This is a genomic window from Alteromonas ponticola (assembly GCF_012911815.1).
GTDB lineage: Bacteria > Pseudomonadota > Gammaproteobacteria > Enterobacterales > Alteromonadaceae > Alteromonas > Alteromonas ponticola.
In genome coordinates this window covers 193326-219625 of the sequence record NZ_JAATNW010000003.1, presented here as the reverse complement: position 1 = coordinate 219625, position 26300 = coordinate 193326, and the positions used below count along the sequence as shown (strand labels likewise).

General features: G+C 45.3%; 21 protein-coding genes. 13 read left to right on the top strand and 8 right to left on the bottom strand.

Going from position 1 to position 26300, the window contains the following annotated elements; translation table 11 throughout:
* Positions 1-68 precede the first annotated feature (68 nt).
* The gene (locus HCJ96_RS16440) at positions 69-203 is read left to right on the top strand and encodes a hypothetical protein (RefSeq protein ID WP_281358550.1); all 135 of its coding nucleotides are present in this window, start codon (positions 69-71) and stop codon (positions 201-203) included.
* Positions 204-310: 107 nt separating this feature from the next.
* Here HCJ96_RS16440 and HCJ96_RS05855 read toward each other — a convergent pair whose 3' ends face one another.
* On the bottom strand, positions 311-1978 hold the full coding sequence (locus HCJ96_RS05855; RefSeq protein ID WP_169210104.1) for an acyl-CoA dehydrogenase family protein: 1668 nt from the start codon (positions 1976-1978) through the stop codon (positions 311-313).
* 42 nt (positions 1979-2020) lie between these two features.
* Positions 2021-2653 (bottom strand): endonuclease SmrB, encoded by a 633-nt coding sequence (smrB, locus tag HCJ96_RS05850; RefSeq protein WP_169210103.1) that lies wholly within the window; start codon positions 2651-2653, stop codon positions 2021-2023.
* Positions 2654-2716: 63 nt separating this feature from the next.
* Here smrB and prmB point away from each other — a divergent pair, with 63 nt between their 5' ends.
* Genes prmB through HCJ96_RS05830 form a run of 4 tightly spaced genes read left to right on the top strand, consistent with a single transcriptional unit; the run spans position 2717 to position 6952 of the window.
* On the top strand, positions 2717-3655 hold the full coding sequence (prmB, locus tag HCJ96_RS05845) for a 50S ribosomal protein L3 N(5)-glutamine methyltransferase (RefSeq protein WP_169210102.1): 939 nt from the start codon (positions 2717-2719) through the stop codon (positions 3653-3655).
* A 4-nt stretch (positions 3656-3659) separates the two neighbouring features.
* Complete coding sequence (aroC, locus tag HCJ96_RS05840) at positions 3660-4763, top strand: chorismate synthase (protein ID WP_169210101.1); 1104 nt, start codon at positions 3660-3662, stop codon at positions 4761-4763.
* A gap of 12 nt (positions 4764-4775) precedes the next feature.
* Positions 4776-5963: an MFS transporter gene (locus tag HCJ96_RS05835; RefSeq protein WP_246261179.1), complete on the top strand. Its 1188-nt coding sequence runs from the start codon at positions 4776-4778 to the stop codon at positions 5961-5963.
* A gap of 44 nt (positions 5964-6007) precedes the next feature.
* A complete protein-coding gene (locus HCJ96_RS05830) occupies positions 6008-6952 on the top strand; it encodes a TolB-like translocation protein (protein WP_169210100.1) in 945 nt (314 codons plus the stop codon).
* Between the two features lie 20 nt (positions 6953-6972).
* Here the strand turns inward: HCJ96_RS05830 and HCJ96_RS05825 are convergent, their stop codons facing one another.
* From HCJ96_RS05825 to sodB, 4 genes are all read right to left on the bottom strand, one after another.
* Positions 6973-8493, bottom strand: a complete 1521-nt coding sequence (locus HCJ96_RS05825) for a SpoVR family protein (protein WP_169210099.1) — start codon at positions 8491-8493, stop codon at positions 6973-6975.
* A 1-nt stretch (position 8494) separates the two neighbouring features.
* Positions 8495-9787 (bottom strand): YeaH/YhbH family protein, encoded by a 1293-nt coding sequence (locus tag HCJ96_RS05820; protein ID WP_169210098.1) that lies wholly within the window; start codon positions 9785-9787, stop codon positions 8495-8497.
* A gap of 91 nt (positions 9788-9878) precedes the next feature.
* Positions 9879-11801: a PrkA family serine protein kinase gene (locus HCJ96_RS05815; RefSeq protein WP_169210097.1), complete on the bottom strand. Its 1923-nt coding sequence runs from the start codon at positions 11799-11801 to the stop codon at positions 9879-9881.
* 186 nt (positions 11802-11987) lie between these two features.
* Positions 11988-12572, bottom strand: a complete 585-nt coding sequence (gene sodB / locus HCJ96_RS05810; RefSeq protein ID WP_169210096.1) for a superoxide dismutase [Fe] — start codon at positions 12570-12572, stop codon at positions 11988-11990.
* 337 nt (positions 12573-12909) lie between these two features.
* Here sodB and HCJ96_RS05805 point away from each other — a divergent pair, with 337 nt between their 5' ends.
* The 5 genes from HCJ96_RS05805 to HCJ96_RS05785 all read left to right on the top strand — a co-directional run bounded on the left by HCJ96_RS05805 (position 12910) and on the right by HCJ96_RS05785 (position 21142).
* Positions 12910-13263 (top strand): Grx4 family monothiol glutaredoxin, encoded by a 354-nt coding sequence (locus HCJ96_RS05805; RefSeq protein ID WP_169210095.1) that lies wholly within the window; start codon positions 12910-12912, stop codon positions 13261-13263.
* A gap of 423 nt (positions 13264-13686) precedes the next feature.
* The gene (locus tag HCJ96_RS05800) at positions 13687-16266 is read left to right on the top strand and encodes a TonB-dependent receptor plug domain-containing protein (RefSeq protein ID WP_169210094.1); all 2580 of its coding nucleotides are present in this window, start codon (positions 13687-13689) and stop codon (positions 16264-16266) included.
* 151 nt (positions 16267-16417) lie between these two features.
* Entirely contained in the window at positions 16418-16972 is a 555-nt protein-coding gene (locus HCJ96_RS05795; protein ID WP_169210093.1) for an RNA polymerase sigma factor, read from the top strand.
* Positions 16973-16979: 7 nt separating this feature from the next.
* Positions 16980-18047 carry a FecR family protein gene (locus HCJ96_RS05790; protein WP_169210092.1) on the top strand — a complete coding sequence of 356 codons (1068 nt, stop codon included), beginning with the start codon at positions 16980-16982 and terminating at the stop codon, positions 18045-18047.
* Positions 18048-18538: 491 nt separating this feature from the next.
* A complete protein-coding gene (locus tag HCJ96_RS05785; protein ID WP_425483735.1) occupies positions 18539-21142 on the top strand; it encodes a TonB-dependent receptor plug domain-containing protein in 2604 nt (867 codons plus the stop codon).
* A 6-nt stretch (positions 21143-21148) separates the two neighbouring features.
* Here the strand turns inward: HCJ96_RS05785 and HCJ96_RS05780 are convergent, their stop codons facing one another.
* Positions 21149-21343: a (2Fe-2S)-binding protein gene (locus tag HCJ96_RS05780; protein ID WP_169210090.1), complete on the bottom strand. Its 195-nt coding sequence runs from the start codon at positions 21341-21343 to the stop codon at positions 21149-21151.
* 196 nt (positions 21344-21539) lie between these two features.
* Between HCJ96_RS05780 and HCJ96_RS05775 the strand changes: the two genes are divergently transcribed.
* Positions 21540-23696, top strand: coding sequence for a response regulator (locus HCJ96_RS05775; RefSeq protein WP_169210089.1), 2157 nt, complete (start codon positions 21540-21542; stop codon positions 23694-23696).
* Between the two features lie 182 nt (positions 23697-23878).
* Positions 23879-24484, top strand: a complete 606-nt coding sequence (locus HCJ96_RS05770) for a peroxiredoxin (protein ID WP_169210088.1) — start codon at positions 23879-23881, stop codon at positions 24482-24484.
* A 60-nt stretch (positions 24485-24544) separates the two neighbouring features.
* Here HCJ96_RS05770 and rnt read toward each other — a convergent pair whose 3' ends face one another.
* The gene (rnt, locus tag HCJ96_RS05765) at positions 24545-25195 is read right to left on the bottom strand and encodes a ribonuclease T (protein WP_169210087.1); all 651 of its coding nucleotides are present in this window, start codon (positions 25193-25195) and stop codon (positions 24545-24547) included.
* Between the two features lie 237 nt (positions 25196-25432).
* Here rnt and HCJ96_RS05760 point away from each other — a divergent pair, with 237 nt between their 5' ends.
* Positions 25433-26296, top strand: a complete 864-nt coding sequence (locus HCJ96_RS05760) for a flagellar protein MotY (protein ID WP_169210086.1) — start codon at positions 25433-25435, stop codon at positions 26294-26296.
* The last annotated feature ends 4 nt before the right edge of the window (positions 26297-26300 follow it).

Sequence of the window (26300 nt, the reverse complement as noted above, 5' to 3'; positions counted from 1 at the left end):
TTTTTTTGAAAATGATAGCTTGAGGTTGCGTTCAGGTTTAGAGCGCTTATTAATAATAAGGATTAATTATGAAAAAGTTTATTAAAAGAACGACCATTTTGTTATTCGCACTTTCTGCATCATCAGCTGCACTTGCGCAACCAAAAGCGGAAACCTGTTATGGTTACCAAATTGGCGACTTCTGTCTACAGTATCCACAGTAGAGAACTGCTAATTGAAAATAAGGCAGCTTCTGCAGCTGCCTCTAAAAAGCAAAATTATAATTACGACCCTCTAATAAATTCACCGTAAAATTTGTTCAACTTGTAGATCATAGTTGCGGCATAGCGCGTTGTATAATCCTGGTCATATCAATATCACTATCTAGAGTCCCATATTGATGATACGCGTTATCTGCTAATCGTGACTTTACAAAAGCTTCAGCAATAAAACGCTCACCGTCGCTAATCAGTGTGGCGGCTTGCCAAAGCAACGCAATTGACTCCATTAGGCGACGAGCCTTCAGCGCTAAAGAAGTGGTATCAGAGAGCGCATCTTTTATGCTGACAAGTTGTTCGTCATAAAGTGAGTGATGTCCTCTGGCGCGGTCAAGTTCGTTCATTAAGGCGTTAAGCGCATCGGGCTCGCGCTCCACTACCCGCATAAAGTCAAGGCACTGTACATTACCGGAACCTTCCCAAATCGCGTTGACAGGGGCCTCTCGATACAGTCTGGCGGTGATATTTTCGTTTACATACCCCACGCCGCCAATGCACTCCATGGCTTCATAGGTGTGTTGAATCGCGCGTTTACAGATCCAGTATTTTCCAATTGCAGTGGCGCATCGAATTAAGGCAGCTTGTTCAGGTTCATCAACGTTGTCCAGTGCATGCGCAATGCGCAATGAAATCGCCATGGCGGCTTCCGCTTCAAGCGCCAGATCGGCCAGCACATTCAACATCAGTGGCTGCTCATGCAAAAACTTACCAAATACCTTACGTCCGCCCGTGTGCCAGATTGCTTCCTTTGCAGCTTGTGCCATCAATGCACTTGAACCGAGCATACAATCGTAACGTGTCAATGCGACCATCTGAATAATAGTGGTGATACCCCGGCCTTCTTCACCAAGCAACCAACCCTCAGCATGTCGAAATTCAATTTCTGAACTGGCATTAGATAAATTACCAACTTTATCTTTAAGCCTCTGAATATGTATAGAATTCTTGCGGCCATCTTCACGCCAACGGGGTACCAGAAAACAACAGAGTCCATTGTCAGTTTGCGCCAGCACCAGAAATGCGTCACACATTGGAGCGGAGCAAAACCACTTGTGTCCGACTAACTGATAGCGCTGACCTCCGCCTGGCTCATTTACCGGCGTGGCGGAAGTGGTATTAGTCCGCACATCTGAGCCCCCCTGTTTTTCTGTCATCGCCATGCCAATTGTCACCCCCTGCTTATTAAACCAGGGTATATTGCTCCCGTCATAATGCCGGGCAAATATTTTGGGTAACCAGTGCTCAGCAATGTCGGGCTGAACCGCAATAGCGGGTACACTGGCAAACGTCATCGTGAGTGGGCAACCTGATCCGGGATCAGCTTGGGTATGCATGAACGCCATGGCTCCACGTACCACGTGTGCGCCCGGTTGCGGTTCCGTCCAGGGCAAACTGCAATGGCCCTCTCGGACGGCATGCTCCATAAGCTGATGGTAAGCTGGGTGGTAACTGACTTCGTCAATACGGTGTCCGAATCGGTCATGGGAGTGAAATTCAGGATGGTGCTTGTTGGCTTGAAATCCAGCCTGTAATAGTTCATGACCGATACGCTGACCAAAAGCAGATAGGTGGGCGTCTCCCCAGCTGCCGCCATACTGATTTACCCAATACTGCAATACCGTATCAGCGGTGTACACGTTGAAATTTGCCAGCGCTGAGGGTTGATTGATTACGTCATGGGTGTCTTGCATAGTCATTGTGCCTTTTCCCTTTGCTTTCATTCACAACTACTGTAATGCTTGTTGAAAAAAATGTCAGGGAAATTAGCGCTTGGGGGAATCTATATCAATTAACACCAGTATCGCAGCTTGCCCGCCATACTCTTTGGTTGCCTGATGAAATGCTTTGACCTGCGGGTGCTGGACAAGGTAGTGAGGCAGCGCGCTTTTTAGGATGCCATAGCCTTTACCATGCATTACACTGACACAATCAATCAGCTCTTTTCGGGCAGTATAAATTAGGGCTGCCAACTCCTGTTTTGCCGCTTCTCTGGTTAATCCGTGCAAATCCAACACCATTTCAGGTGAAAAATCGCCGCGTCTGAGTTGCTTTAATACGTGAGTAGGCACGTCAGCTCTGCAATAACGCATAGGTCCTTCATCGGGCAATTGTGCCTGATACACATCTGAGAAGCTGAACGTGGCGGCAATTTGTCGCTGATTGTTGTCTGAAAAATCCGCAGATTGATTGTGAAGTCTGCTGGCTACCGGCTTTTTTTTGACTTTCCGGGAGGGAGGGATTTTATCCTGTACCAGGGGCTTGACTCCCTTTACCATTTCCTTAAAAGACACGTCATTCTCTTGTTCGACATCTTTGCTGACTGATTCAGCTTTCTGGCGTTCAGCGGCTAGCTGCTTTTTTAGTTGTCGAAGTTCTTTCATAGATGAATTAAGCATGGGCGAAGCGTTTATCTTTGGGTATGATATCAGCTTTGCAATTATCCATGTACCTAAGTCGCTATGACCGATAAATTTTATTTAGAAGAAGCCATTAATGACCTGAATAGCATGATGGACATGATCAGGTGGGCCAGTAGCCGCTTTAATGATGCGCAGCTTTATTTTGGCCATGGTACAGACAATGCTTGGGATGAAGCGACCTGTTTGGTGTTACAGGCTCTGCATCTGCCTTACTCCATGCTGGCGCAGACTCAACACACGATCGTGAATGCCGCGTTAACTCGTAGTGAAAAAGAAAAAATCGCCGAGTTGGTGTTAAAGCGTGTGCAAACCAGAATGCCGTTACCCTATATCACTAACGAGGCCTGGTTTTGTGGCATGCCTTTTTATGTGGATGAGCGCGTGCTTATTCCCCGTTCACCTTTTGCTGAATTGATCGACAGCCATTTCAGCCCGTTTTTGCAAGATTCGCCGACCACCATATTAGATATGTGCACCGGTGGTGGCTGTATTGCTATTGCACTGGCTTATACCTTTGAGGAGGCACATGTAGATGCAGTTGATATCAGTCAGGAAGCGCTTGAGGTGGCAGATATCAACATTCAGGAGCATCAGGTCTCTGACCGTGTTTACCCAATTCAGTCTGATCTTTTTTCAAATCTTCAGGGGCAGCGCTACGATTTGATTGTATCGAATCCGCCCTATGTGGATGCAGAGGATATGGCTGATTTACCGGATGAATTTCAGCATGAGCCTGAACTGGCTCTGGCAGCAGGGGATGATGGCCTCGATTTAGTCGAGACCATGTTAAAGCAGGCGCCCAACTATTTGGCAGACCATGGATGGATGTTTATTGAGGTAGGCAACAGCGAAGTGCACATGGCGCAACGATTTCCAGGATTAAATGTTGAATGGCTGACCTTTGAAAACGGTGGGCATGGTATATTCGCAATCTCGAAAGAATCGTTAATTACTTACTGGCAGCAACAGGAAAGATAGGTTAATGGCAGGAAACAGCTTCGGAAAACTATTCACGCTAACCACATTTGGTGAAAGTCATGGCATCGCAATTGGTGGTGTCGTTGATGGATGTCCGCCAGGTTTACCGCTTAGCGAAGCCGATTTACAACCAGACCTGGATCGAAGAAAGCCGGGAACATCACGCTACACTACGGCGCGACGAGAAAGTGACGAGGTACAGATTTTGTCGGGGGTGTTTGAAGGAAAAACCACCGGCACCAGTATCGGTTTGTTAATTAAAAACACTGATCAACGCAGCCAGGATTACTCTACAATAGCCGACCGTTTTAGGCCCGGCCATGCCGATTACACCTATCAGCAAAAATATGGTGCAAGGGATTACCGGGGTGGCGGGCGGTCTTCAGCACGCGAAACCGCAATTCGAGTGGCAGCGGGGGCGATAGCGAAAAAGTTTTTGAAGCTGCATTTTGGGATTGAAGTATCAGCATATCTTTCCCAGCTAGGGCCGATTAAGATTGACAACATACAACCTTCAATTAAAGAGTCGAATCCGTTTTTCTGTCCTGATCCGTCTAAACTTGAAGAACTTGATGCATACATGCGAGACCTTAAAAAGTCTGGCGACTCTATCGGTGCGAAGGTCACGGTAATTGCAACAGGTGTAAAGCCGGGATGGGGTGAGCCTGTATTTGACCGCTTAGATGCAGACATTGCTCTGGCGATGATGGGGATCAACGCGGTTAAAGGGGTTGAAATTGGTGATGGTTTCGACGTTGTAGAACAGCGGGGCAGTGAACATCGCGACTCTCTGACGCCCGAAGGTTTCACCTCAAACCATTCTGGTGGTGTATTAGGAGGAATTTCCAGCGGGCAGGATGTGGTCGTGAACATCGCACTTAAGCCTACTTCCAGTATCTCTGTACCGGGTAAAACAATTAATCTTCAGGGCGAAGAAATTGATATTGTAACCAAAGGCCGTCACGACCCGTGTGTAGGCATTCGCGCGGTGCCAATTGCGGAAGCCATGCTGGCATTGGTATTAATGGATCATTGTCTGAGACATCGCGCACAAAATGCGCAGGTAACCAGCATTACCCCTGATATCTGTGATAAATCAAAATCTTAAGATAGCGTCAATTTGAGTCACTCAAACCATTGTGAGACGCGGGCGTCTTCGACTAATCTCGCGCTGCTATGTCTCACTTACTTGCTGTATTTTGGCCAATTAGGGGTTTTAGTACCCTATTTAGGCATTTTTCTGGACGGTAGAGGCTATTCGTCTGAACAAATAGGTGAATTGTTCGCCATCATCACCCTCGCGCGAATAGTTGGCCCTTCTCTCTGGGCGACTATTGCCGACAAGTCTGGAAAAACCCTCGGTGTTTTACAACTTGGCTGCGTATTAACTGTCATTTCGTTTGCAACCATTTTCTGGCAAAACACGTTTTGGGGGTTGGCGCTCTCGTTTGGCATGATGATGATGTTCTGGACGGCAGTATTACCTCAACTTGAGGTTATTACCATGCAGAGCGTTAAATCCGCTGGTAGTAACTACGGTACCATCCGGTTATGGGGCAGTATCGGCTTTATATTACTGACCGTTTCGGTGGGCCAGGCATTGGACTTTTTTACTACCGATGTGCCCATTTACGCCAGCATGATCACGCTGACTGCACTTATGATTAGCACCTTGTTTTTATCCCAACCGGACAAGCTCAATGCGTCAGAAGAGCAGCGAGGGGATTTCTTTAAAGTAGTAAAACATCCCGCGTTTGTTATTTTCATTATTTCAGCTACATTACTGCAAGTCAGCTTTGGTACCTATTACGGCTTTTTCACACTGTATTTAAGAGACTTAGGTTATAGCGGTCAACAAACTGGATTGCTAATCGCCTTGGGCGTTGTCGCTGAAGTGGTCATCTTTATCTACGCGCAAAAATTACTTAATCGCTACAGTGTTGGCAGCCTACTTGCTGTTTGCGGTGTGTTAACCGCGCTCCGCTGGTACGCTCTGGGTGGATGGGGAAGTAGTGACATCGTGGTCATTGGTAGCCAACTGCTTCATGCATTTAGTTTTGGATTGACTCACGCAGCCTCAGTCCATTTTATTCATCACCATTTGCCTGCCCATTTCCACAGCCGTGGGCAAGCAATTTATATAGGTATTGCCTTTGGTCTGGGCGGCGCCTCCGGTAACTACGTTTCCGGACAAATCTGGCAGCAAGGCTTGAATGCTTATGAGGCATTCACTTTTTCAGCGGTGATGGCATTACTCAGTGCCTTGGTATTTGCCATTTTTTCATACAAAAAATGGCATTCAAAGTAAAAGCAGAGTAGCTTGGGTTTAAACGCGAACAGGAAGTGAAACAAATGAAAAATGTGTTAATCATCATAGGGCTACTCTCTCAGAGTATGTTTGCTGTGGGGCAACCCACTAGCAGCAATATATGGTTGTTTACCCTTAGTTATGAAGACAAGATGCCTGTAATTCAGTACGCCACGAAGATTACTGACAACAAAGAATATTCCAATCAACCCCACTTTTTAGCTGATGGTGATTCACTCTATTTCACTCAAGAGTTGGTCTCGGGAGAAGCAACACAAATGGACGTGTTTAAATATAACGTGCAGCAACGACAGCACACCAATTTAACCCAGAGTGAAGCCTCCGAATATTCCCCCACACCCTTGCCGATGAGCGATGGGTTTTCTGTTATAAAAGTGGACGAACAGGGCAAACAGTGGCTTTGGGCTTACGCAGCGGATAGCGCCTACGCTGGCAAGCTAATTGATGCAGAGCCGGTGGGCTATCATGTGTGGACATCGAAAGATACCTTGATGGCGTTCATCCTGGGTGAACCCCACACACTGCAGAGTTTCACTTTGTCAGGGCATCAGCAAATTGTTGATGAGTTCATAGGCGCCAGCTTGTGGCCCGTTCCAGGCACTGCAATGTTCAGTTACACCAAAAATCCGGCACCAGAATCGCAACCCTGGACGTTGATGGCATACGATAAAGAGACAGCACAATCCACCGTGCTATCAACCATGCCCGGCAATAATCAATACATGGCATGGACACAAGATGCCAGGGCATTAGTAGTTGAAAACTCCACAATCTTATTCTGGTCACTAGCTCCCACTAACGGTGATGGTGAGGAGCGAGGCAAGGTTGGCGATCAGTTGATAACAGAAGGTGATGAGTCAGATCGCTGGCTACCTTGGCTGGATATTTCCAAATATTGCCCGGCTGGTGGTACACGCTTGCATTTAGGCAAGAACGACAGTTATCTTGCCGTGGTGTGTAACGAGTAAATCAAACTAAGCAGGCGTTTTTAAGCAGCAGGTGGTGGCCGCAGACATTCAGCGATCACTTCTATTTCACCGTCATCGTTCTCCTGTTCTAATTTCACGTCGAATTTCCACAAGCGATGAAGATGCCGCATTACCTCATCTTTTGACTCTGCCAATGGAATATTGCGTTGGGGAATATACCTGAGCGTTAGTGAACGGTCGCCTCTGACATCCACACTGTAGACCTGAATATTAGGTTCAAGATTACTTAAGTTGTACTGAGCTGAGAGTTTTTCTTTGATGGCCCGATAACCCATTTCATCATGTATAGCGCTGACACTAACGTAGGGCTTTTCTGCATCATCATCAACGGCGAACAGCTTGAAATCACGGATAAGCTTAGGTGATAAGAACTGGCTGATGAAACTTTCATCCTTGAAGTTTTTCATTGCGAAGTGAACCGTCTCTAACCAGTCTTTGCCGGCGACATCAGGTAAATAATATTTATCCTCTTTAGTGGGGTTCTGGCACATGCGTTTAATATCCATAAACATATTGAAGCCAAGCGCATAAGGATTGATACCCGAATAATACGGCGAATTATACTCAGGTTGTTTAACCACGCTGGTGTGACTATGTAAAAACTCCATCATAAATCGCTCGGTTACCAGACCTTCATCGTATAGCTGATTCAGAATATGATAGTGCCAAAAACAAGCCCAGCCTTCGTTCATGACCTGAGTTTGCTTTTGTGGATAGAAATACTGAGAAATTTTGCGCACAATACGAACCAGCTCGCGCTGCCAGCTTTCCAGTAGCGGAGCGTTTTTTTCGATAAAATAAAGTAAATTTTCCTGTGGCTCTGCAGGGAATCGCAGTTTTTCAGGATCTTTATTCGCCTTTGCTCTGGGCAACGTGCGCCATAATTCGTTAACCTGGGTCTGTAAGTAGCGAGCTCGTTCTTTCTGTCTGCTTTTTTCTTCCTCTAACGACAGTTTCTGCGGCCGTTTGTATCGGTCCACGCCATAATTCATCAAGGCATGACATGAATCCAGGGTGTTTTCTACTTCTTCGTAGCCATATTTCTCTTCGCATTTGGCAATGTAATTTTTTGCAAAAACCAGATAATCAACAATCGAACTGGCGTCGGTCCAGGTTTCAAAGAGATAGTTCCCTTTAAAGAACGAATTATGTCCGTAACACGCGTGTGCCATGACCAGCGCTTGCATTGTGATGGTATTTTCTTCCATCAGGTAAGCGATACACGGGTCTGAGTTGATCACGATCTCATAGGCCAAACCCATGAAACCGCGCCGATAATTTTGCTCAGTCTGAATAAACTTTTTACCGTACGACCAATGCGCGTAATTAATGGGCATACCAATGCTAGCGTAGGCATCCATCATTTGTTCAGCCGTAATCACCTCAATTTGGTTTGGATAGGTATCGAGTTTGAAATTTTTGGCAACACGATTTATCTCAGCTTCATAGCGTGTAATTAAGTCGAAGGTCCAATCTGGCCCATCGGGGAGTAATTTTGATGTTTTTTTTCTACGAGGCATACTAAAAACCTCCAAATGCAGCGGGTTGTTCCGTGCGCTTTTTAAAGAGTTCACGAAATACCGGGAATATGTCACTGGTTTCTCTAATGTGACGACATACAAAATTCTCTGCCACGGTGGCTACTTTTTCGTATTCTCGCCACAGACTCTGATGCTGGCGATCGGTGATTTCAATGTACGCGAAGTAACGGGTCACGGGTAACAAACTGTTCAGTAACAGTTGTGTGCAATGCGGCGAGTCATCTGCCCAATTGTCGCCATCAGATGCTTGAGCGGCATAAATATTCCAGTCGGTGTCCTGATAACGTTCTTTAATAATATCGTCCATTAACTTCAGCGCACTTGAGACAATCGTGCCTCCCGTCTCCTGAGAATAGAAAAACTCTTCTTCATCCACTTCTTTGGCCTGAGTGTGATGTCGGATATAAACTACTTCTACATTTTCGTAGGTGCGGGTTAAAAACAGGTATAGCAAGATGTAAAATCGTTTGGCGATATCCTTCGTTGCTTGATCCATTGAGCCTGAGACATCCATCAGACAGAACATAACCGCTTTGCTGGTGGGAACAGGGCGACGGTCATAATTTTTAAAGCGCAAATCAAAAGTATCAATAAAAGGGATGCGCGCTATTTTTGCTTTGAGCTGTTTAATTTTTTCTTCCAGCTCAATGATGGCCAAAGTATTTTCATGTTTGTCATCTTTGAGTGCCTGAAGCTTTTCTTCCAGTTCGCGCAATTTCGCCCGGTCACTGCCTGACAACGCGATTCTTCTGGCTACGGACCCCTTGAGTGAACGCACAATGTCTAAATTACTCGGCACACCATCAGTTTGGTAACCTGCACGATAAGTCTCGTACTGAATCACTTTGTCAAAATGTGTGCGTTTGAGGTTGGGCAGTGCCAGATCATCAAACAGTAGCTCGAGGTATTCATCTTTTGAGATGGAAAAAACAAACTCATCTTCTCCTTCACCTGAGTTACTGGCGTCGCCATTTCCACCACCTTTACCGCTGCCAGTAGGAGGGCGGTTGATTCTGTCGCCAGTAGTAAATTGATCATTGCCAGGGTGTACGATAGAGCGCTTGCCTCCTTTACCGGTATGAAAAACCGGTTCGCTGATATCTTTCGCGGGGATACTGATTTTCTCACCCGTTTCCAGATCAGTTACCGAGCGATTTCCCACCGCCTCTGAGACTGCGCGTTTGATTTGCTGTTTGTAGCGTCGGAGAAACCGTTGTCGATTTACCGTACTCTTCCCTTTACTATTTAACCTTCTGTCGATGAAATGCGCCATACGCCTCTACTTACCAAATTGGTTTACCGCACCTGTGCACTAATCGAATGATACAAATCACTCGTTAACACACAGGTTTATCACAATCACCCTACGAGGCTTTACGCACCCGCAGATACCATTCGCAGAGTAGCCTGACTTGTTTTTGGGTATATCCTTTCTCCATCATCCGATTAACGAAGTCGTCGTGTTTTTTCTTATCCTCAGTTGAACCTTTAGTATTGAATGAAATGACCGGTAATAAATCTTCTGTATTCGAGAACATTTTTTTCTCGATAACCGTACGTAGCTTTTCATAGCTGGTCCAGGCAGGATTCTTACCGGCGTTATTCGCTCTGGCACGCAATACAAAATTAACAATCTCATTTCGAAAATCTTTTGGATTACTGATCCCTGCGGGTTTTTCGGTTTTCTCCAGTTCCGCATTAAGGGAGGCGCGATCAAATAACTGGCCTGTTTCAGGATCGCGATACTCCTGGTCCTGGATCCAAAAGTCAGCGTAGGTCACGTACCGGTCAAAGAGGTTTTGTCCGTACTCTGAGTAGGATTCCAAATAAGCGGTCTGTATCTCTTTACCAATAAACTCTACATAACGTGGAATGAGGTAGCCTTTAAGAAACTCCTTATACCGCTCCGACGTATCTTGAGGGAATTGTTCCCGTTCAATCTGCCTTTCCAGTACATAAAACAAGTGCACCGGGTTAGCGGCCACTTCCTGATGATCAAAGTTAAATACGCGCGATAGAATTTTAAACGCAAAGCGTGTGGACAAGCCTTCCATACCCTCATCGACACCCGCATAATCTCGATATTCCTGATATGACTTGGCTTTGGGGTCGGTATCTTTGAGGCTTTCACCATCGTAAACACGCATTTTTGAATATACGCTGGAATTATCAGGTTCTTTCAGCCTTGAAAGCACTGTAAATTGTGCTAAACACTGAAGCGTGTCAGGGGCGCAAGGGGCGCCTGCTAATTCACTACTATCAATTAATTTTCGATAGATGCGAATTTCTTCGCTTACACGTAAACAATAGGGCACCTTAACAATATAAACCCGATCTAAAAATGCTTCGTTATTTTTGTTGTTGCGAAAGGTTTTCCATTCAGATTCGTTCGAATGGGCCAGTATCAAGCCGTCAAAGGGCAGGGCCGAAAAGCCTTCGGTGGGATTGTAATTGCCCTCCTGGGTTGCTGTTAAAAGAGGATGCAGCACCTTGATCGGTGCTTTGAACATTTCGACGAATTCCATTAAACCCTGATTGGATTTACACAAAGAGCCGGAGTAACTGTACGCGTCGGGGTCGTTTTGAGCGTATTGTTCCAGCCTTCGAATATCCACCTTACCGACTAAAGATGAGATGTCCTGGTTATTTTCATCGCCTGGTTCTGTTTTAGCGATACCCACCTGATCCAAAACTGACGGGTATACACGAACCACCTTGAACTGGCTGATATCGCCATTCAGCTCGTGTAACCGTTTTCGTACCCACGGCGACATAATCGTTTTAAGATAGCGCTTCGGAATGCCAAACTCTTTTTCAAGCAGTGCACCATCTTCGTTCACATCAAATAAGCAAAATGGATGGTCGTTTACGGGCGATCCCTTAAGCATGTAAATTGGTACTTTTTGCATTAACTCTTTCAGGCGTTCAGCAAGCGATGATTTGCCGCCACCGACCGGACCAAGTAAATACAATATCTGTTTCTTTTCTTCTAAACCTTGTGCTGCGTGACGTAAGTAAGAGACGATTTGCTCAATGGCTTCCTCCATGCCATAAAATTCGTGGAAAGCAGGATAGCGTGCAATCACCCTGTTAGAAAACAGACGACTGAGCGCAGGATCGTTTGATGTATCTATCATCTCAGGCTCGCCTATGGCTTTAAGCAAACGCTCAGCTGCATTGGCATACGCCATCGGATCATCCTTGCAGATATCTAAAAATTCCTGGATCGTAAATTCTTCTTGTTTACGTTCTTCGTAACGTTGTTGGAAATGTTCGAAAATACCCATGCGTACCTCTGGAAAAAACTGTTCCCCCGTAATTTCAGCTTAGTAGGTATTTGCAAAAGTGTGTGAATTTTTAAACAATTTTAAGTATAAAAAATGTAGGAAGAAAGCGAGCGTGAATGGAGTATTAATGGCGTGGATAATAATCAGCCCGCATGGAGCGGGCTGATGAAAAGTAGCATTCCGAGCTTAAGCGCCGAAATTTTTACTGGCGAATTCCCAGTTGATTAATGCCCAGAATCCATCAAGATATTTTGGCCGTGCATTACGATAATCGATGTAGTACGCATGCTCCCATAAATCAACTGTCATTACAGGTGTCAGGCTGTCATCACTAACAGGCGTTTCCGCATTGCTGGTGTTAACGATATCTAATGAGCCATCTGATTTTTTAACCAGCCATGTCCAGCTAGAGCCAAAGTTGTTTACCGCTTTGTCATTGAAAGCTGCCTGGAAATCAGCAAAAGAGCCCCACCTTGCATTGATTGCATCGGCTAATTTACCTGTTGGCTCACCGCCACCGTTAGGGCTTAAGCAATTCCAATAAAAGGTGTGGTTCCATACCTGCGCAGCATTGTTAAATAATCCGCCGCTGGAAGATTTAATGATTTCTTCAAGGCTCTTACTCTCGTTGTCAGTACCTTCTACCAGTCCATTTAATTTGCTCACGTAGGTAGCATGGTGCTTACCGTAGTGATAATCCAACGTTTCAGATGAAATATGAGGTTCTAAGGCATTTTTTTCATAGGGTAATGCTGGTAATTCAAAAGCCATATGAGTCTCCTTGTTGATATTAAGTTGTCTGCTGCCTGATGAAGAGCAAGCCTGTTCGCAACTTCAGGTCAACAGCGGTCTAGGTTGTCAGAGTTATATTGGGACATTATTTCATAACCCAATGACAAATTTGAAATTTTTAGCAAAGTATAATCTTAGGGAATTGAAATCTCTGTTTTTACCCTGATTATCATAGGTACAATGGCAAAAGAAAGATCACTTAATCAAGTATTCATCGCAGTATACTCGGCAGACCCGGCACGACTATGATAAAATTCGGCGGGTAAACCGGAAACGTATGTTCGGTGTTATACTTTTCACTTATTGAGAGGACTGGATGGAAAATACAGAGAATCAAACTACTGTCGAACGTATCAAGCAGCAAATCGATGAAAATCCGATCCTGTTGTACATGAAAGGTTCACCAAAACTTCCAAGCTGCGGCTTTTCAGCGCAGGCTGCACAAGCACTGATGTCATGTGGTGAGCCGTTTGCTTACGTTGATATTCTACAGAATCCTGATATCAGGGCAGAGTTACCCAAATACGCAAACTGGCCGACGTTTCCCCAATTGTGGGTGGATGGCGAACTGGTGGGTGGTTGTGACATCATTCTTGAGATGTTCCAGCAAAACGAACTCCAACCTCTGATTAAAGATACTGCCGACAAACACAAAAGCGACGCTGAATAAACGTCTGTTACTTTGACTCTCAGCACATTTTTTGTGAGTGAGAGAAGTATAAAAAAAGCCCGACATCCTTGTCGGGTTTTTTGCTTTTATCAGCGCAAATTTACGCTGATCACTCACTCAACTGTTTACTTCCCGGATTATCTTGTCAGCGTTTTTTCCTGAACAAAATGTGAATTTTCTGCCAATTTAGACCTGCCTAAAAAGTAATAGACAAGCCACAAAGTCAAATCCTCTACGTGAATAAAAAATATTCTTTTTTTTCTCTAATTCGTTTGTTTTTTAGTAAGTTAAGGATTATACAAATAGATGCTGGTTCGCAATTACAGCCAGTGTTGAAAGGTTAAAAATAATTAAATTTCCCACCCCCGAGCGTTCGTTTCCCTGGTGTTCGGGGCAAGGGGAATTTTCACTCCAGGAAACAATATGAAAACTTCACTGACACTTTTATCTAAAAATGTCCGGGCAGTGTTGGCAGCATCGGTGACAATCAGTGCATTTGCCGCAACACCTGCTCTGGCTCAAGAAGAAACTGCAGATAATGCCGATATTGAAAAAATTGCTGTCGTTGGTACGCGTGCCGCGCCTCGTTCAGTTGGCGAATCGGCGGTTCCCGTAGACGTTATCTCTGAGGAAGAGTTTAAGAACCAAGGTTCAACCGATATGGTCTCGATGATGCAAACGGTGGTTCCTTCTTTTAACGTTAATGAACAACCCATTAATGATGCGTCCACACTAGTGCGTCCAGCTAACCTTCGTGGTATGGCATCAGACCACACGTTGGTGCTGGTTAACGGTAAGCGCCGTCACCGCTCCGCTGTCATCACGTTTTTAGGTGGTGGTTTATCGGATGGTGCGCAAGGTCCCGATATTTCCGTAATTCCCGCTGCTGCACTTAAACAAGTCGAGGTGCTGCGTGATGGTGCTGCTGCTCAGTACGGTTCTGATGCAATTGCCGGGGTAGTTAACTTTGTCCTTAAAGATTCATCCGAAGGCGGTTCGGTTGAAGCTCGGGCAGGTGAGTTCTACGAGGGTGATGGCAGAATGTATCAGGTGTCAGGCAACATCGGTATGCCTCTCACCGAAGCTGGCTTTGTCAACTTAACCGCGGAATATCGCACTGCTGACCCAACTTCGCGCAGCGTTCAGCGTGACGACGCACAAGGGCTGATTGACGCGGGTAATACGTTTGTTGCCGATCCTGCGCAGATCTGGGGTAACCCGGAAATTAAAGATGACATCAAGCTTTTCGCCAACCTTGGACTTGAGTTAGGCAATGATGCCGAAGCTTACATGTTTGGTAACTATGCTGAGCGCGAAGTCGAGGGTGGATTTTATTTCCGTAACCCGCATACCCGAGGTGGTGTGTTTGACGGCGGCACCAATGACGCTGGTGAAGCGTTACTGTTAGTAGGTGACCTCGATGGCGTAGGTCAGGGGATAAGCTGTCCGGAAGTTGTGATTGGCGCCAATGTTCTGGAAAGTTCCGGCTATGCTACGATTGCAGATAACAGTACGGCAGTTGGAGCAAACTGTTTCGCATTTAATGAAATTTTACCAGGTGGCTTTACTCCCCGATTTGGCGGTGTTGTAACTGACATGTCCTTAGTTATGGGGACCAAAGGCGAGTTTGCTAACGAAGTGGGTTACGATGTCAGTGTAAATCTTGGCCAGAATGAAATTGATTTTGCTATTTCAAATACGATTAACCCGTCACTAGGTCCAGATACCCCAACCTCGTTCAAACCCGGTAAATACATTCAGAGTGAACAAACGCTTGATATCGATTTAACCAAACCTATCGATGCGGGATTATACGAGCCGATTTATCTTGCCGGTGGTTTCCAATATCGTCACGAAACCTATGAAAGCATTGCCGGTGATCCAGCTTCCTATGCAATTGGACCTTTGGGCAGTCAGGGTTTCGGAATTGGCTCGAACGGTTTCCCCGGCCTGTCTGCGCGCAGCCAGGGCGAAGTTTCGCGTCATAATATTGCATTTTATGTTGATGCCGAGATGCATTTAACCGATTCTTTCATGGTTGCCGCAGCATTACGCTATGAAGACTTCTCTGATTTCGGTGATACCACCAAAGGTAAACTTGCTGCTCGTTGGCAGATGACAGATAGTCTTGCACTGCGTGGCGCCTATTCTACCGGGTTTAAAGCACCGACACTTGGTCAGAGTAATGTCAGAAACGTTACCACTGCATTTGGTACCGACGGTGAACTGATTGACCGTGCGACACTTCCACCCACTGATCCAATCTCAGTTTTGAAGGGCGGTGAGCAGTTAACTCCAGAGGAATCGACCAGCATGAGCGTTGGTTTGGTGGCTGACTTTGATAACGGCCTGTTTATGACGATTGACTACTACAACATTGAAGTCACCGACCGTCTAAGCACTGCATCAGGTATTAAGTTAACAGAGCAAGATATTGCGCAGTTACTGGCGCAAGGCGTGAGTGATGCATCAAGCTTCACTGAAGTCAGCTTCTTCACCAACGACTTTGACACCACCACCGAAGGGGTAGACGTGGTTGCTAACTACAGCATGGACATGTGGGATGGCGAGACCAAATACTCGTTAGCTTACAACTGGACGTCCACAGAAGTTGATCAAGCCTCAGATAATATATCGCCATACCGTGTTCGCATGTTGGAAAACAACCTGCCGCCGGTTCGCTGGAGCTTTACCACTACGCATGACAACGGAGATTGGAGATTCCTGGGTAGGGTTAATTACTTCGGCAGTATTTATGAAGACCATTTAGATTCAGCCCTGGATATCGACAAGATTGGATCGGAAGTGACGCTGGATTTGGAAGTGGCTTACTCATTTGCAGAAAACTTCGAAATTGCCGTGGGTGCCAAAAACGCGTTAGATGAATACCCTGACGAGAACACGCTGTATGATACGGAAGTCGCTGGTGCGCAGTATCCAGTAACGTCTCCAATTGGTATTAATGGTGGATTTTATTACATGAGAGGTATTTACACGTTTTAATCCTGCTTAACTGGAGGAGCGTTTCGCTCCTCCAGCTTCCAGATAGCGTGAGATGGCATGTTAATTACATATGATACGTGGCGTTACGCTTTCAATACTGGCAGAATAGTGAAGAGTGTAAAAAGTAAAATACACGAACAAGAATAATATTATGACTAAAAAGTCGACTCTTTCGGCCACCTATATAAAGTATCGCTCGAAGCTGATGGGAGCCATTAGTTCTATTGTCAGCATGGACGATATTGAAGATATTGTGCAAGAAGCTTTCATTAAAAGTTATGAAGCTGAGTTGAAGCAGGAAATTCGCTATGCACGAACCTACATGCTCAGGACGGTCAGAAATTTAGCCCTTAATCACGTCTCCAGCGCAGCCAATATATACAATCAACCCATGGATGATATGGATTCACTACCGCATGAGTTGGTTGGCTTTACACTGGAAAAGCATGTTGAAAGTAAAGAACGCTTTATTAATTTTTGTCGGGCGACAGATACGTTGTCTCCAGAAGTTAAACGGGTCTTTCTGCTTAAAAAAGTGTATGGCATGAAACAAAAAGAGATTGCCGAGTTGGTCGGCTTGAGTGAAAGCACGGTAGAAAAACATGTAGCCAAAGGATTGCTTTATTGCAGTCAATATTTAGCTGCATTGAATGATGAAGATGCTGAAAAATCTTCATCTGTTAGCACTAATCAAAATTCCAAGTAGTAACGGCATGAACAATATCAGTCAATTTTCCAGCAAAGATGAAATTCATCAACAAGCATGTGAGTGGGTAAGCCGCATTGATCGTGGATTATCATCAGTGGAAAAACAAGAATTGCAACATTGGACCGCATTGTCGTCAAGCCACCGAAAAGTGTTGATACAAACAGCACAATTGTGGGATGACATGAGCGTGATGAATGAATTATCAGGCTTATTTCCATTACGAGAGGCCCCGACTCCACAGGCAAGCCGGTTACACAAGCTGGTCAAACATGCTCGCTGGAGCATCGCTGCGGGCTTTACATTGATGATGTTGGGAGTAGGTATGATGATGGATTGGTCCTGGATTGAAAGCCAGTCGCAGCCAGTCATTGTTCATCAGCAACAAGTAGAAACGGCCATCGGTGAACAGAAAAATATTACGCTTTCTGATGGCTCAATAATTCATCTAAACACTGACACGGTGCTTGCTGTTACCTATACCGACAGCAAGCGGTCAATTGACTTAATTAAAGGCGAAGCACATTTTACTGTGGCCCACGACAAACAACGTCCGTTTTCCGTCAATGCGGGGCAAAATTCAGTCACTGCGGTAGGTACCGCGTTTAACATGCAGTACGTTGAAAACGAGGCGTTTGAGCTGGTTGTCACGGAGGGCAGGGTACTTGTTAAACAGAATGACGCCTCTGCTTCACAAAGTGGAGTGCAATCACTCATCACTAAGAAGCCGGTGGCCACCGAGGGGCTGTTAATGTTTTCCGGTGAAAAAGCCATGGTACAGGGTGATGTGAAGCAAAAGCACAACCTGACTGAGAATGATATTGACGAAGATTTAGCCTGGCAGCAGGGCATGATCGTGTTTAAAGGTGAGCCGCTTTACAAAGTTCTTCAGGAGATAGGCAGATATACCCCTATTCAATTTAAGTTGTTGAGCGAAGATCTTAAGGAGCGTCGGGTAGCAGGCTTTTTTAAAGTTGGGGATATTGACGGTCTTTTGTTTGCGTTAAAAAATAGCTTTCAAATTGAACATTCACAGGAATTGGATAAGGTAATAGAGCTGAGAACTGCAGGCTGATTGTGTGTGCAGTAGCCTGAGAACCCAAAGATCTACTCAATTTTTACACAATCTGCAAAGCTTAAGTTGTTGTGGTGTTCAGGCTCTTCGTGTAATTATGAGTAAAATTATAATAACTACTGATTGTTTTGCGCAGGTATCCGTCATCCATTCGAACTTATTTGAACTCTTGCAGAGAATTCTGTTACGAGAGTGCAAGCCGCGCGTTGCTGTTTCATAAATCCATCGTTTTCTTCGCCAGCCTCTCAACGTTCAACTCCCTCAATAGTTACGCTGAAACACAAGCTACCTTTCACTTTTCGATCTCAGAGCAGAGAGCGGATAGTGCACTGACTGAATTTGCCCGGCAGGCTGATACCACTTTGCTGTTTCCTTACGAGCTGGCGGAAAAGGTAAACGCAAACGCCCTCCAAGGCGAATTTACCTTGCACGAAGGGCTGCAACGTTTGTTGCAGGGCACCCAACTTGCGGTCGCCGTTGATGAATCAGGTATGCTTAGCGTAAAAACCAAACCTGTCCAATTGGCACAAAATACCTCAGAACAACCCGATGCAGTTCAGCAAGATGAAGGGCATTATGGGCTTGAGCGTATTGCAGTAGTTGGTACACGTAACACCCCGCGCTCGGTGACCGATTCATCGGTGCCACTTGATATCGTTAGTGAAAAAGGATTTGCAGCGCAGGAAAGTGGTGACGTCCTTACCATGTTGAGCGTTGTGGTACCCTCGCTAAATGTTAATGATCAGCCTATCAACGACGCAACGAGTTTAGTCAGGCCAGCAAATCTTCGCGGAATGGCGTCAGACCACACACTATTACTAATAAATGGCAAGCGTCGTCATCGTTCGGCGGCGATCACCTTTCTGGGCGGCGGGCTTTCGGATGGCGCCCAGGGACCTGATATTTCAGTTTTACCGGGTGCTGCAATGAAGCAAGTGGAAGTATTGCGGGATGGGGCGGCTGCGCAGTACGGCTCAGATGCCATTGCAGGGGTAATTAATTTTGTTTTGAAAGATGAGGCGCAAGCCGGCTACTTCAAGGTGAAAGCCGGTGAGTATTATGAGGGCGATGGACAGTCTATTCAATTTCAAGCGAACAAAGGGTTTCGTTTTAACGACGAAGGGTTTATCAATCTTACCGCTGAGTACCGTCAACAACAGGCTACATCGCGCAGCGTACAACGCACTGATGCGCAGCAGTTGTTCGAAAAGGGTAACAGGTTTGTGCATGATCCGGCCCAAACCTGGGGGGCGCTTGATGTTGAATACGATGTTAAAACCGCCATTAATGCAAAGCACTCTCTCAGTGATAATGTAGAAGCCTATATGTTTGGCAACGCTGCTAAGCGAAAAATTAAAGGCGGTTTTTATTTTCGTCATCCTCAAACCCGTGACGGAGTTTTTTCTGATACCACGCTGACTCAAACTCCTACGTTGCTTATTGCCGATCTAGATGGCCTTAATAAGGGGATTGAATGTCCACAGATTATGCTATCCGAAGCTAACGTACTGGAGCAGGCAGATTACAAGTTGATTGCTGATAACAGCACGGCTGTAGGGAGAAACTGTTTTGCCTTTAACGAATGGTTTCCAGGCGGATTTACTCCCGAGTTTGGAGGCACTATCAAAGATGCGTCAACCTTTTTTGGGTTCAGTGGTGAAATAGACCATTGGCTCTGGGACGCCAGTGCGGGAGTGGGTTATTCGGGTATTGATTACACGCTTAACAAAACGGTCAATCCCTCGCTGGGACCTGAATCTCCGACTGCTTTTAGACCCGGAGGGGTGAGTCAAATTGAGCGTACTATAAATCTCGATATCAGCAAGTCGATTGAAACTGCGGTAGCCGAAGCGGTGAACGTGGCATTTGGGTTTGAATGGCGCGCAGAGTCATATCATCAGCGTGCAGGCGATGAAGCCTCCTGGCAAGCCGGTCCTTTTGCGTACAACCCGGCATCGGGTTTTAGCCAGGGGTTTAGTGTAGGCTCCAATGGCTTCCCTGGATATCAACCTGTTTCATCAGGGCATTGGACAAGACACAATTGGGCGATGTATTCCGACTCAGAAATTTTTATTACCGATACGTGGGAGTTGGGAATCGCCGCGCGTATCGAAAATTTCTCGGATTTTGGCAGTACCTTTGATGGAAAGATCAGTAGCCGTTTAGAGTTGAATGACTATTTGGCGTTGAGAGGATCCGCAAGTACCGGCTTTAAAGCACCCACCGTAGGTCAGAGCAATGTGATAAATGTGACCACAGCCTATTCTGCAAATGGTCTGGAAGACCAGGCAACGTTACCGCCGACCGATGCAATTTCAATTCAACTAGGTGCGACACCGCTGACTCCTGAAGAATCTGTCAATACCAGCGTTGGTCTGGTCGCGATGTATAACGAACAACTTTATCTGACGCTGGATTATTTCAATATTCGCCTGAATGATCGCATCAGTACCACATCGGCAATCACCCTTACGCAGGCGGATATTGATGCATTAGTCGCGCAAGGGTATCCGGACGCAGACCGCTACCAAAGTGCAAAATTTTTCACTAATGATTTTGACACTGAAACACAAGGAATCGATTTGGTTGTACATTATGCATTTGACTTCAATGCAATAACTAATCAAATGATTTTCGCTTACAATTGGACAGATACCCAAGTTGCACGAGTAAATCAGTATCCACGCGAACGTGAGAACGGCCAAATAGTTTACGAACCTAACCTGACTGAAGCGCGTATCCGCATGCTAGAGGATAACTTACCAGCCCATCGCGCTAATCTGACATTGTTACAAACCTTGCAGGAGTGGGAAGTTACCTGGCGTGCTAATTATTACAGTAGCTTTTACGAAGATCATTTGGATGCGTCAGCGGGTATGGATATTTATGCGGGCTCTATCGTAACGATGGACGTCGAAGTGGGTTGGCAGATAAATAAGCATTTGCATGCGGCGGTTGGTGCGAAGAACGTATTTGATACGCGTCCGGATGTGAACCCGTATAAAGGTGCAGTGGGAGCGCTATATCCGCCAACAGCACCAAATGGTATAGGCGGTGGATTTTATTATCTGCAATTGACTTACCAGACAGAATAAAAAGAGTTAGCAGACTTCTTTAAACAATGAGTCGTCGATGATAGTGGAATCAATGACTTCCTGTGCCATTTGAATACACTTTCCACACTGATCACCTAATTCAAGGTGCTGTCTTAATTCGCGAATGTTACCCACGCCCTGATTTTTCACAACCGATGCGATGGATTTATCCGTGATGCCGTAGCACATACACACGTACATGAAATGATTCCAGTTATTACCTGCTAATGATAATAATTGTTATTTACTAAATCTGCAAGGGCTAAAATGACGCAACGTTTTACGCTAACCAATTAATTGTTAAAAAACCTCTGAAAATCCTTGATTCGCTTCATGTTTTATTAATTGATGCTAGAGTTAAGGAGAAATTTTTCTTTTTGTAGGGTTTATCGCTTTAATGTCAATACGCGTTCGATATGTGGTCACTCTGATTCTTTTTGCACTTTTGGCGACAGTTTCTGTGGCTATTTCCTATTTTACTAACAGTCAGCAAAAAGAAGACGCCTACATCATAAATGTAGCGGGGCAGCAGAGAATGTTGTCGCAAAGAATCAGTTTATTAGCGGCGAAACTGTCAAACTGTGATGATAACCAGCAATCAGTCGCATCGCTGATGGACAATACATTGGGAAACTTCACCCGAAATCACCATTTTTTAATGGCGCTGGAAAATGTTCCCGTCGCTATTAGAGCCCAGTACTTGGGAGAGGAGAAGCTAGATGAAAGAGTGACTGCATTTATCGATGTAGCACGTGCACACGCATTGAATCCAACCTGCGGTTCTCTACCTGCTTATTTTCAACTGAGCTTTATTGATCCTCTTCTATCATCGCTAGACCAGGTAGTTCAGCAGTTTAAACGTGAGGCAGACCTTCGTATAAAACGGGTAAATAGGGTTCAGTGGAGCTTATGGGCTGTGATGTTAATCATGCTGATTATGGTAGGGCTTTTTCTTTTTCTGCCAATGGAAAGAAGCCTTCGAGCCAATATCGAAAAGCTTGAACTCGCGCTGATTAAAGCCAAACGAGCCGAAAGTATGGCCAATTATGCGAATCAGGCAAAATCCGAATTTCTTGCCAGCATGAGCCATGAACTGCGCACGCCGATGAATGGGATATTCGGCATGATTGAACTTGCGCTGGATAAACCAAAACGCGCACCGTATTTTCTTCAGAAAGCAAAAGGTGCAGGTAACCAGCTTTTGGTATTGATAAATGATTTGCTGGATCTATCAAAGATTGAGTCAGGTAAGCTTGCCATCGATAAAGTGACCTTCAATCTGCTTCAGTTAATAGACGATATTGCCGCTGTGCAGGAAGTACACGCGCGCAACAAGCAGCTCAAGTTTACGTATAACAGATTGACCGCGCTACCGGACTTTATCAATTCAGATCCTGTTCGCGTTGGTCAGATTCTAAATAATTTGCTCAGCAATGCGATTAAGTTTACCCGACATGGTGAGGTAACCCTTGAGGTCGGTATTTTTATTAAGGAACAGACTCATCATTTACAGTTTACCGTTAAGGATACCGGCATTGGCATAGAACACACAAAATTGAAGAAAGTGTTTGAACGCTTCACCCAGTCGGACCAATCCAGCCATCGTGAGTTTGGCGGGACAGGGTTGGGCCTGGCAATCAGCAAACAACTTTGTGAACTGCTGGGAGGAGATATCAGTGTTTCAAGCAAGGTTGGAAAGGGAAGTGAATTTGTCGCAGTTTTGCCAATCGAAATTGTTAAAACCCCCGTCGCCAGCGAAAAAGTCAAGCGAGCATTGCGATGCGCTATAGTTGATGACCTGCTGTCCAGTCGTGAATATCTCTCCCACATTGTCGCTGAAGTTGGACTGAGAAAAGAGCTGTTTAGTTCTGCGAGTGAATTTCTACGCTCCTCTACCAAATTTGATATTCTTATTGTTGATTTGTCGATGCCGGGAATGAACGGTGTAGAATTATTGGAGAACTTGCATGCACAAAGGCGTGGCACACTACCTTACGTAATTCTGATATCGGCAGCACTGGAAAAAATGGAGTGCTCCGAGCAGGTAGAATCATTGATCTGGCGAACCCATGGAAAGCCGGTAAATCGACAAACACTTGAAGCGGACTTAATGGAAATTGCGCAATTGCATGAGCGATGGGAGAAAAACCGTCAACCCTCTGCCCACAGTGTACCCTCCATTCTGGTCGTTGAAGACAATGAATTGAATGCTGAAGTTGCTAAAGCAATACTTCAGGATGCCGGTTATCAGGTGAGTGTGGTTTACAATGGTGAAATCGCGGTGAACGTGTGTTTGATGGAGACGTTTGATGCCATCCTGATGGATATGAATATGCCGGTTATGGATGGCGTCACTGCCACTTACAAATTGCGTAACGAGCTGAAAATCACCACGCCGATTATAGCCCTGTCGGCGAATGTGTTTGAAGAAGAACAAAAGAAGTGTATTGATGCCGGCATGGACGATTTCGTAACAAAACCAATAGATAAAGCAACATTGCTTTCGACGCTGGAAAAGTACACTAAACGAAAAAATGAGCAACCGGATAGCTAAATTTTTATTTACGGTTGTTATTTTGAAATCTGCACCAATAATAAATGCTTAACCTTTCGGGGTCGAGAAAAGTTAAGCAAACGGATCTGATTCTGATGGCGGAATCGTTGACCGGTTATTAAGCAATACTCGGTTTCGTGAACAACTCTGAGCAAATCAATTACAGTTATATGGAGTGAATTATGAGCGTACTAGTCGGGCGTCCAGCCCCTGATTTCACAGCAGCAGCAGTTTTAGGTAATGGCGAGATCGTTGATTCGTTTACGTTAAGCGAAGCGATCAAAGGTAAGAAAGCTGTAGTCTTCTTTTATCCTTTAGATTTTACGTTTGTTTGCCCATCAGAGCTTATTGCTTTTGACAAACGTTATGAAGAGTTCACGAAACGTGGTTGTGAAGTTATTGGCGTGTCTATCGATTCTCAGTTTACTCACAATGCGTGGAGAAAAACACCGATTAACCAAGGCGGGATTGGTGAAGTGAAATATACCATGGTTGCTGATGTCAAACATGAAGTATGTCAGGCATATGATGTTGAGCATCCTGAAGCTGGTGTAGCATTCCGTGGTTCATTCCTAATTGATGCAGACGGTATGGTGCGTCATCAAGTGGTGAATGATCTGCCACTGGGTCGTAACATTGATGAAATGCTGCGCATGGTTGATGCGTTAAACTTTCATGAAGAACATGGTGAAGTGTGTCCAGCAGGCTGGCAGGAAGGTAAAGCCGGTATGAGCGCGAACGCAGAAGGTGTAGCCAAGTTCTTGTCTGAAGAAGCTGACAAGTTATAAATTGAGCTAACGGTTTTTATCCTGAGCCATCGGGCTCAGGATAATGTTTCTACCCCTGAATTATTTTTCCTCTTCATCAGCTTCCTGAGGCAAAGGCCAGCCGCCAAGCGCCTGATATCGATTTACCATAAAACAAAATAGCTCAGCGGTTTTTTCAGCGTCATACAACGCGCTGTGCGCTTCACTGGCATCAAAACTGATATTTGCTGCCCTGCAGGCTTTCACTAGCACCGTCTGCCCCAACGCCAATCCTGCTAATGAAGTGGTGTCAAACGAAACAAACGGGTGGAACGGCGTACGTTTGATGGCGCTGCGTTCAATTGCTGCATTGACAAAGCTTTGATCAAAACTGGCATTATGGGCGACAATGATGGAACGTTGGCATTCCGCAGCCTTCTGTAACTTGCGAACACCTTTACACACCCCTTTCATGGCGTCAGTTTCAGAGACCGCACCCCGTAATGGGTTGGACGGATCAATACCGTTGAACTCCAATGCAGCAGGCTCTAAATTTGCACCTTCGAAGGGATCCACATGAAAATGAATCGTTTTGTCCGGAGCCAGGATACCGTCCTCATCCATCTTCAATGTCACGGCGGCAATTTCCAGCAGGGCATCAGTCGTGGCATTGAAACCCGCTGTTTCAACATCGATTACCACTGGAAAATATCCTCTGAAACGCTGGTTCAAGGGCGTGCGCTTAACACTCATTTAGTCACTGGCTCCTTAATAAACGCAAAACTGGTTTAATTTATGCTCTGGTTTAAGTCTGTAGTTTTGAAGTTAAGAGGGGATATTCGCCGATTATCGCAGTTATGCGCATGAGTATCCAGCCGGGCAGCTTGCATTTTTCGTGAGCTCCTTTCATCACGGATGAGTATTAGCTAAAGCTTTTGCGAAAAAAGACGATATGATAAATAGAACAAGACGGTGTAATAAAATTTTCCCATGATTCGATTTGCTTTTGCCCTATTCGTAATAGTCAGCGGTGCCACTAACGCCGCTATGCGTCAGTATGCTGCGGCAGTAGAAGACTCAAGCTGGCTAATGCAAACAACTAACCGACTCGAATGTACGTTAAACCACACTGTTCCCGGTTACGGTGATGCGCTCTTTACCAGCCTGGCATCCAAGCAGTTGAACATGGAATTTGAAATGGACATGTATTTGCTGCCTAAAAAGTTTGATGTGGCGGCAGTGTATTCTATCCCTCCCAAGTGGATGCCTGGCCAGGCACCAAAAATCATTGCTGACATGCAACTGCGTACTCAATATTCGGGTGATCTTCCTGAACAAGCGGCATGGACAATGTTGAGTGAACTTGAGAAAGGCTACTGGCCAACCATTTACTATCAAGACTGGTATAACGCTTATGACAAAGTCTCAGTCTCGTTGAATGCCAGCAATTTTACTTCTGCATACCGTCAATTCGTTCAATGTGTCTCTAACTTGTTGCCGTATAGTTTTGATGATATCGCTTACACCGTGCTTAGCTACGAAAAAAATAGTACAGACCTGACCAAGTATTCTCAAAAGCGATTGAGCATGATTGGAGAATATTTAAAAGAAGACAGCAACCTGGAGTTAGTGTTGTTAGATGGTTATACCGACAGTTATGGTGGTCGCTGGAATAACGAGCAGCTTTCAATCCGACGTGCAAATGAAGTGAAAAATTATCTCACCGCGTTGGGTGTGGATGGTGAGCGAATCGAGATTACCGGACACGGCGAAAAGCATCATATTGCACCGAATGATAACGCATCGTCGCGCGCCATGAACCGCAGAGTGGTGGTGCAGTTAACCAAATCGTAATTTA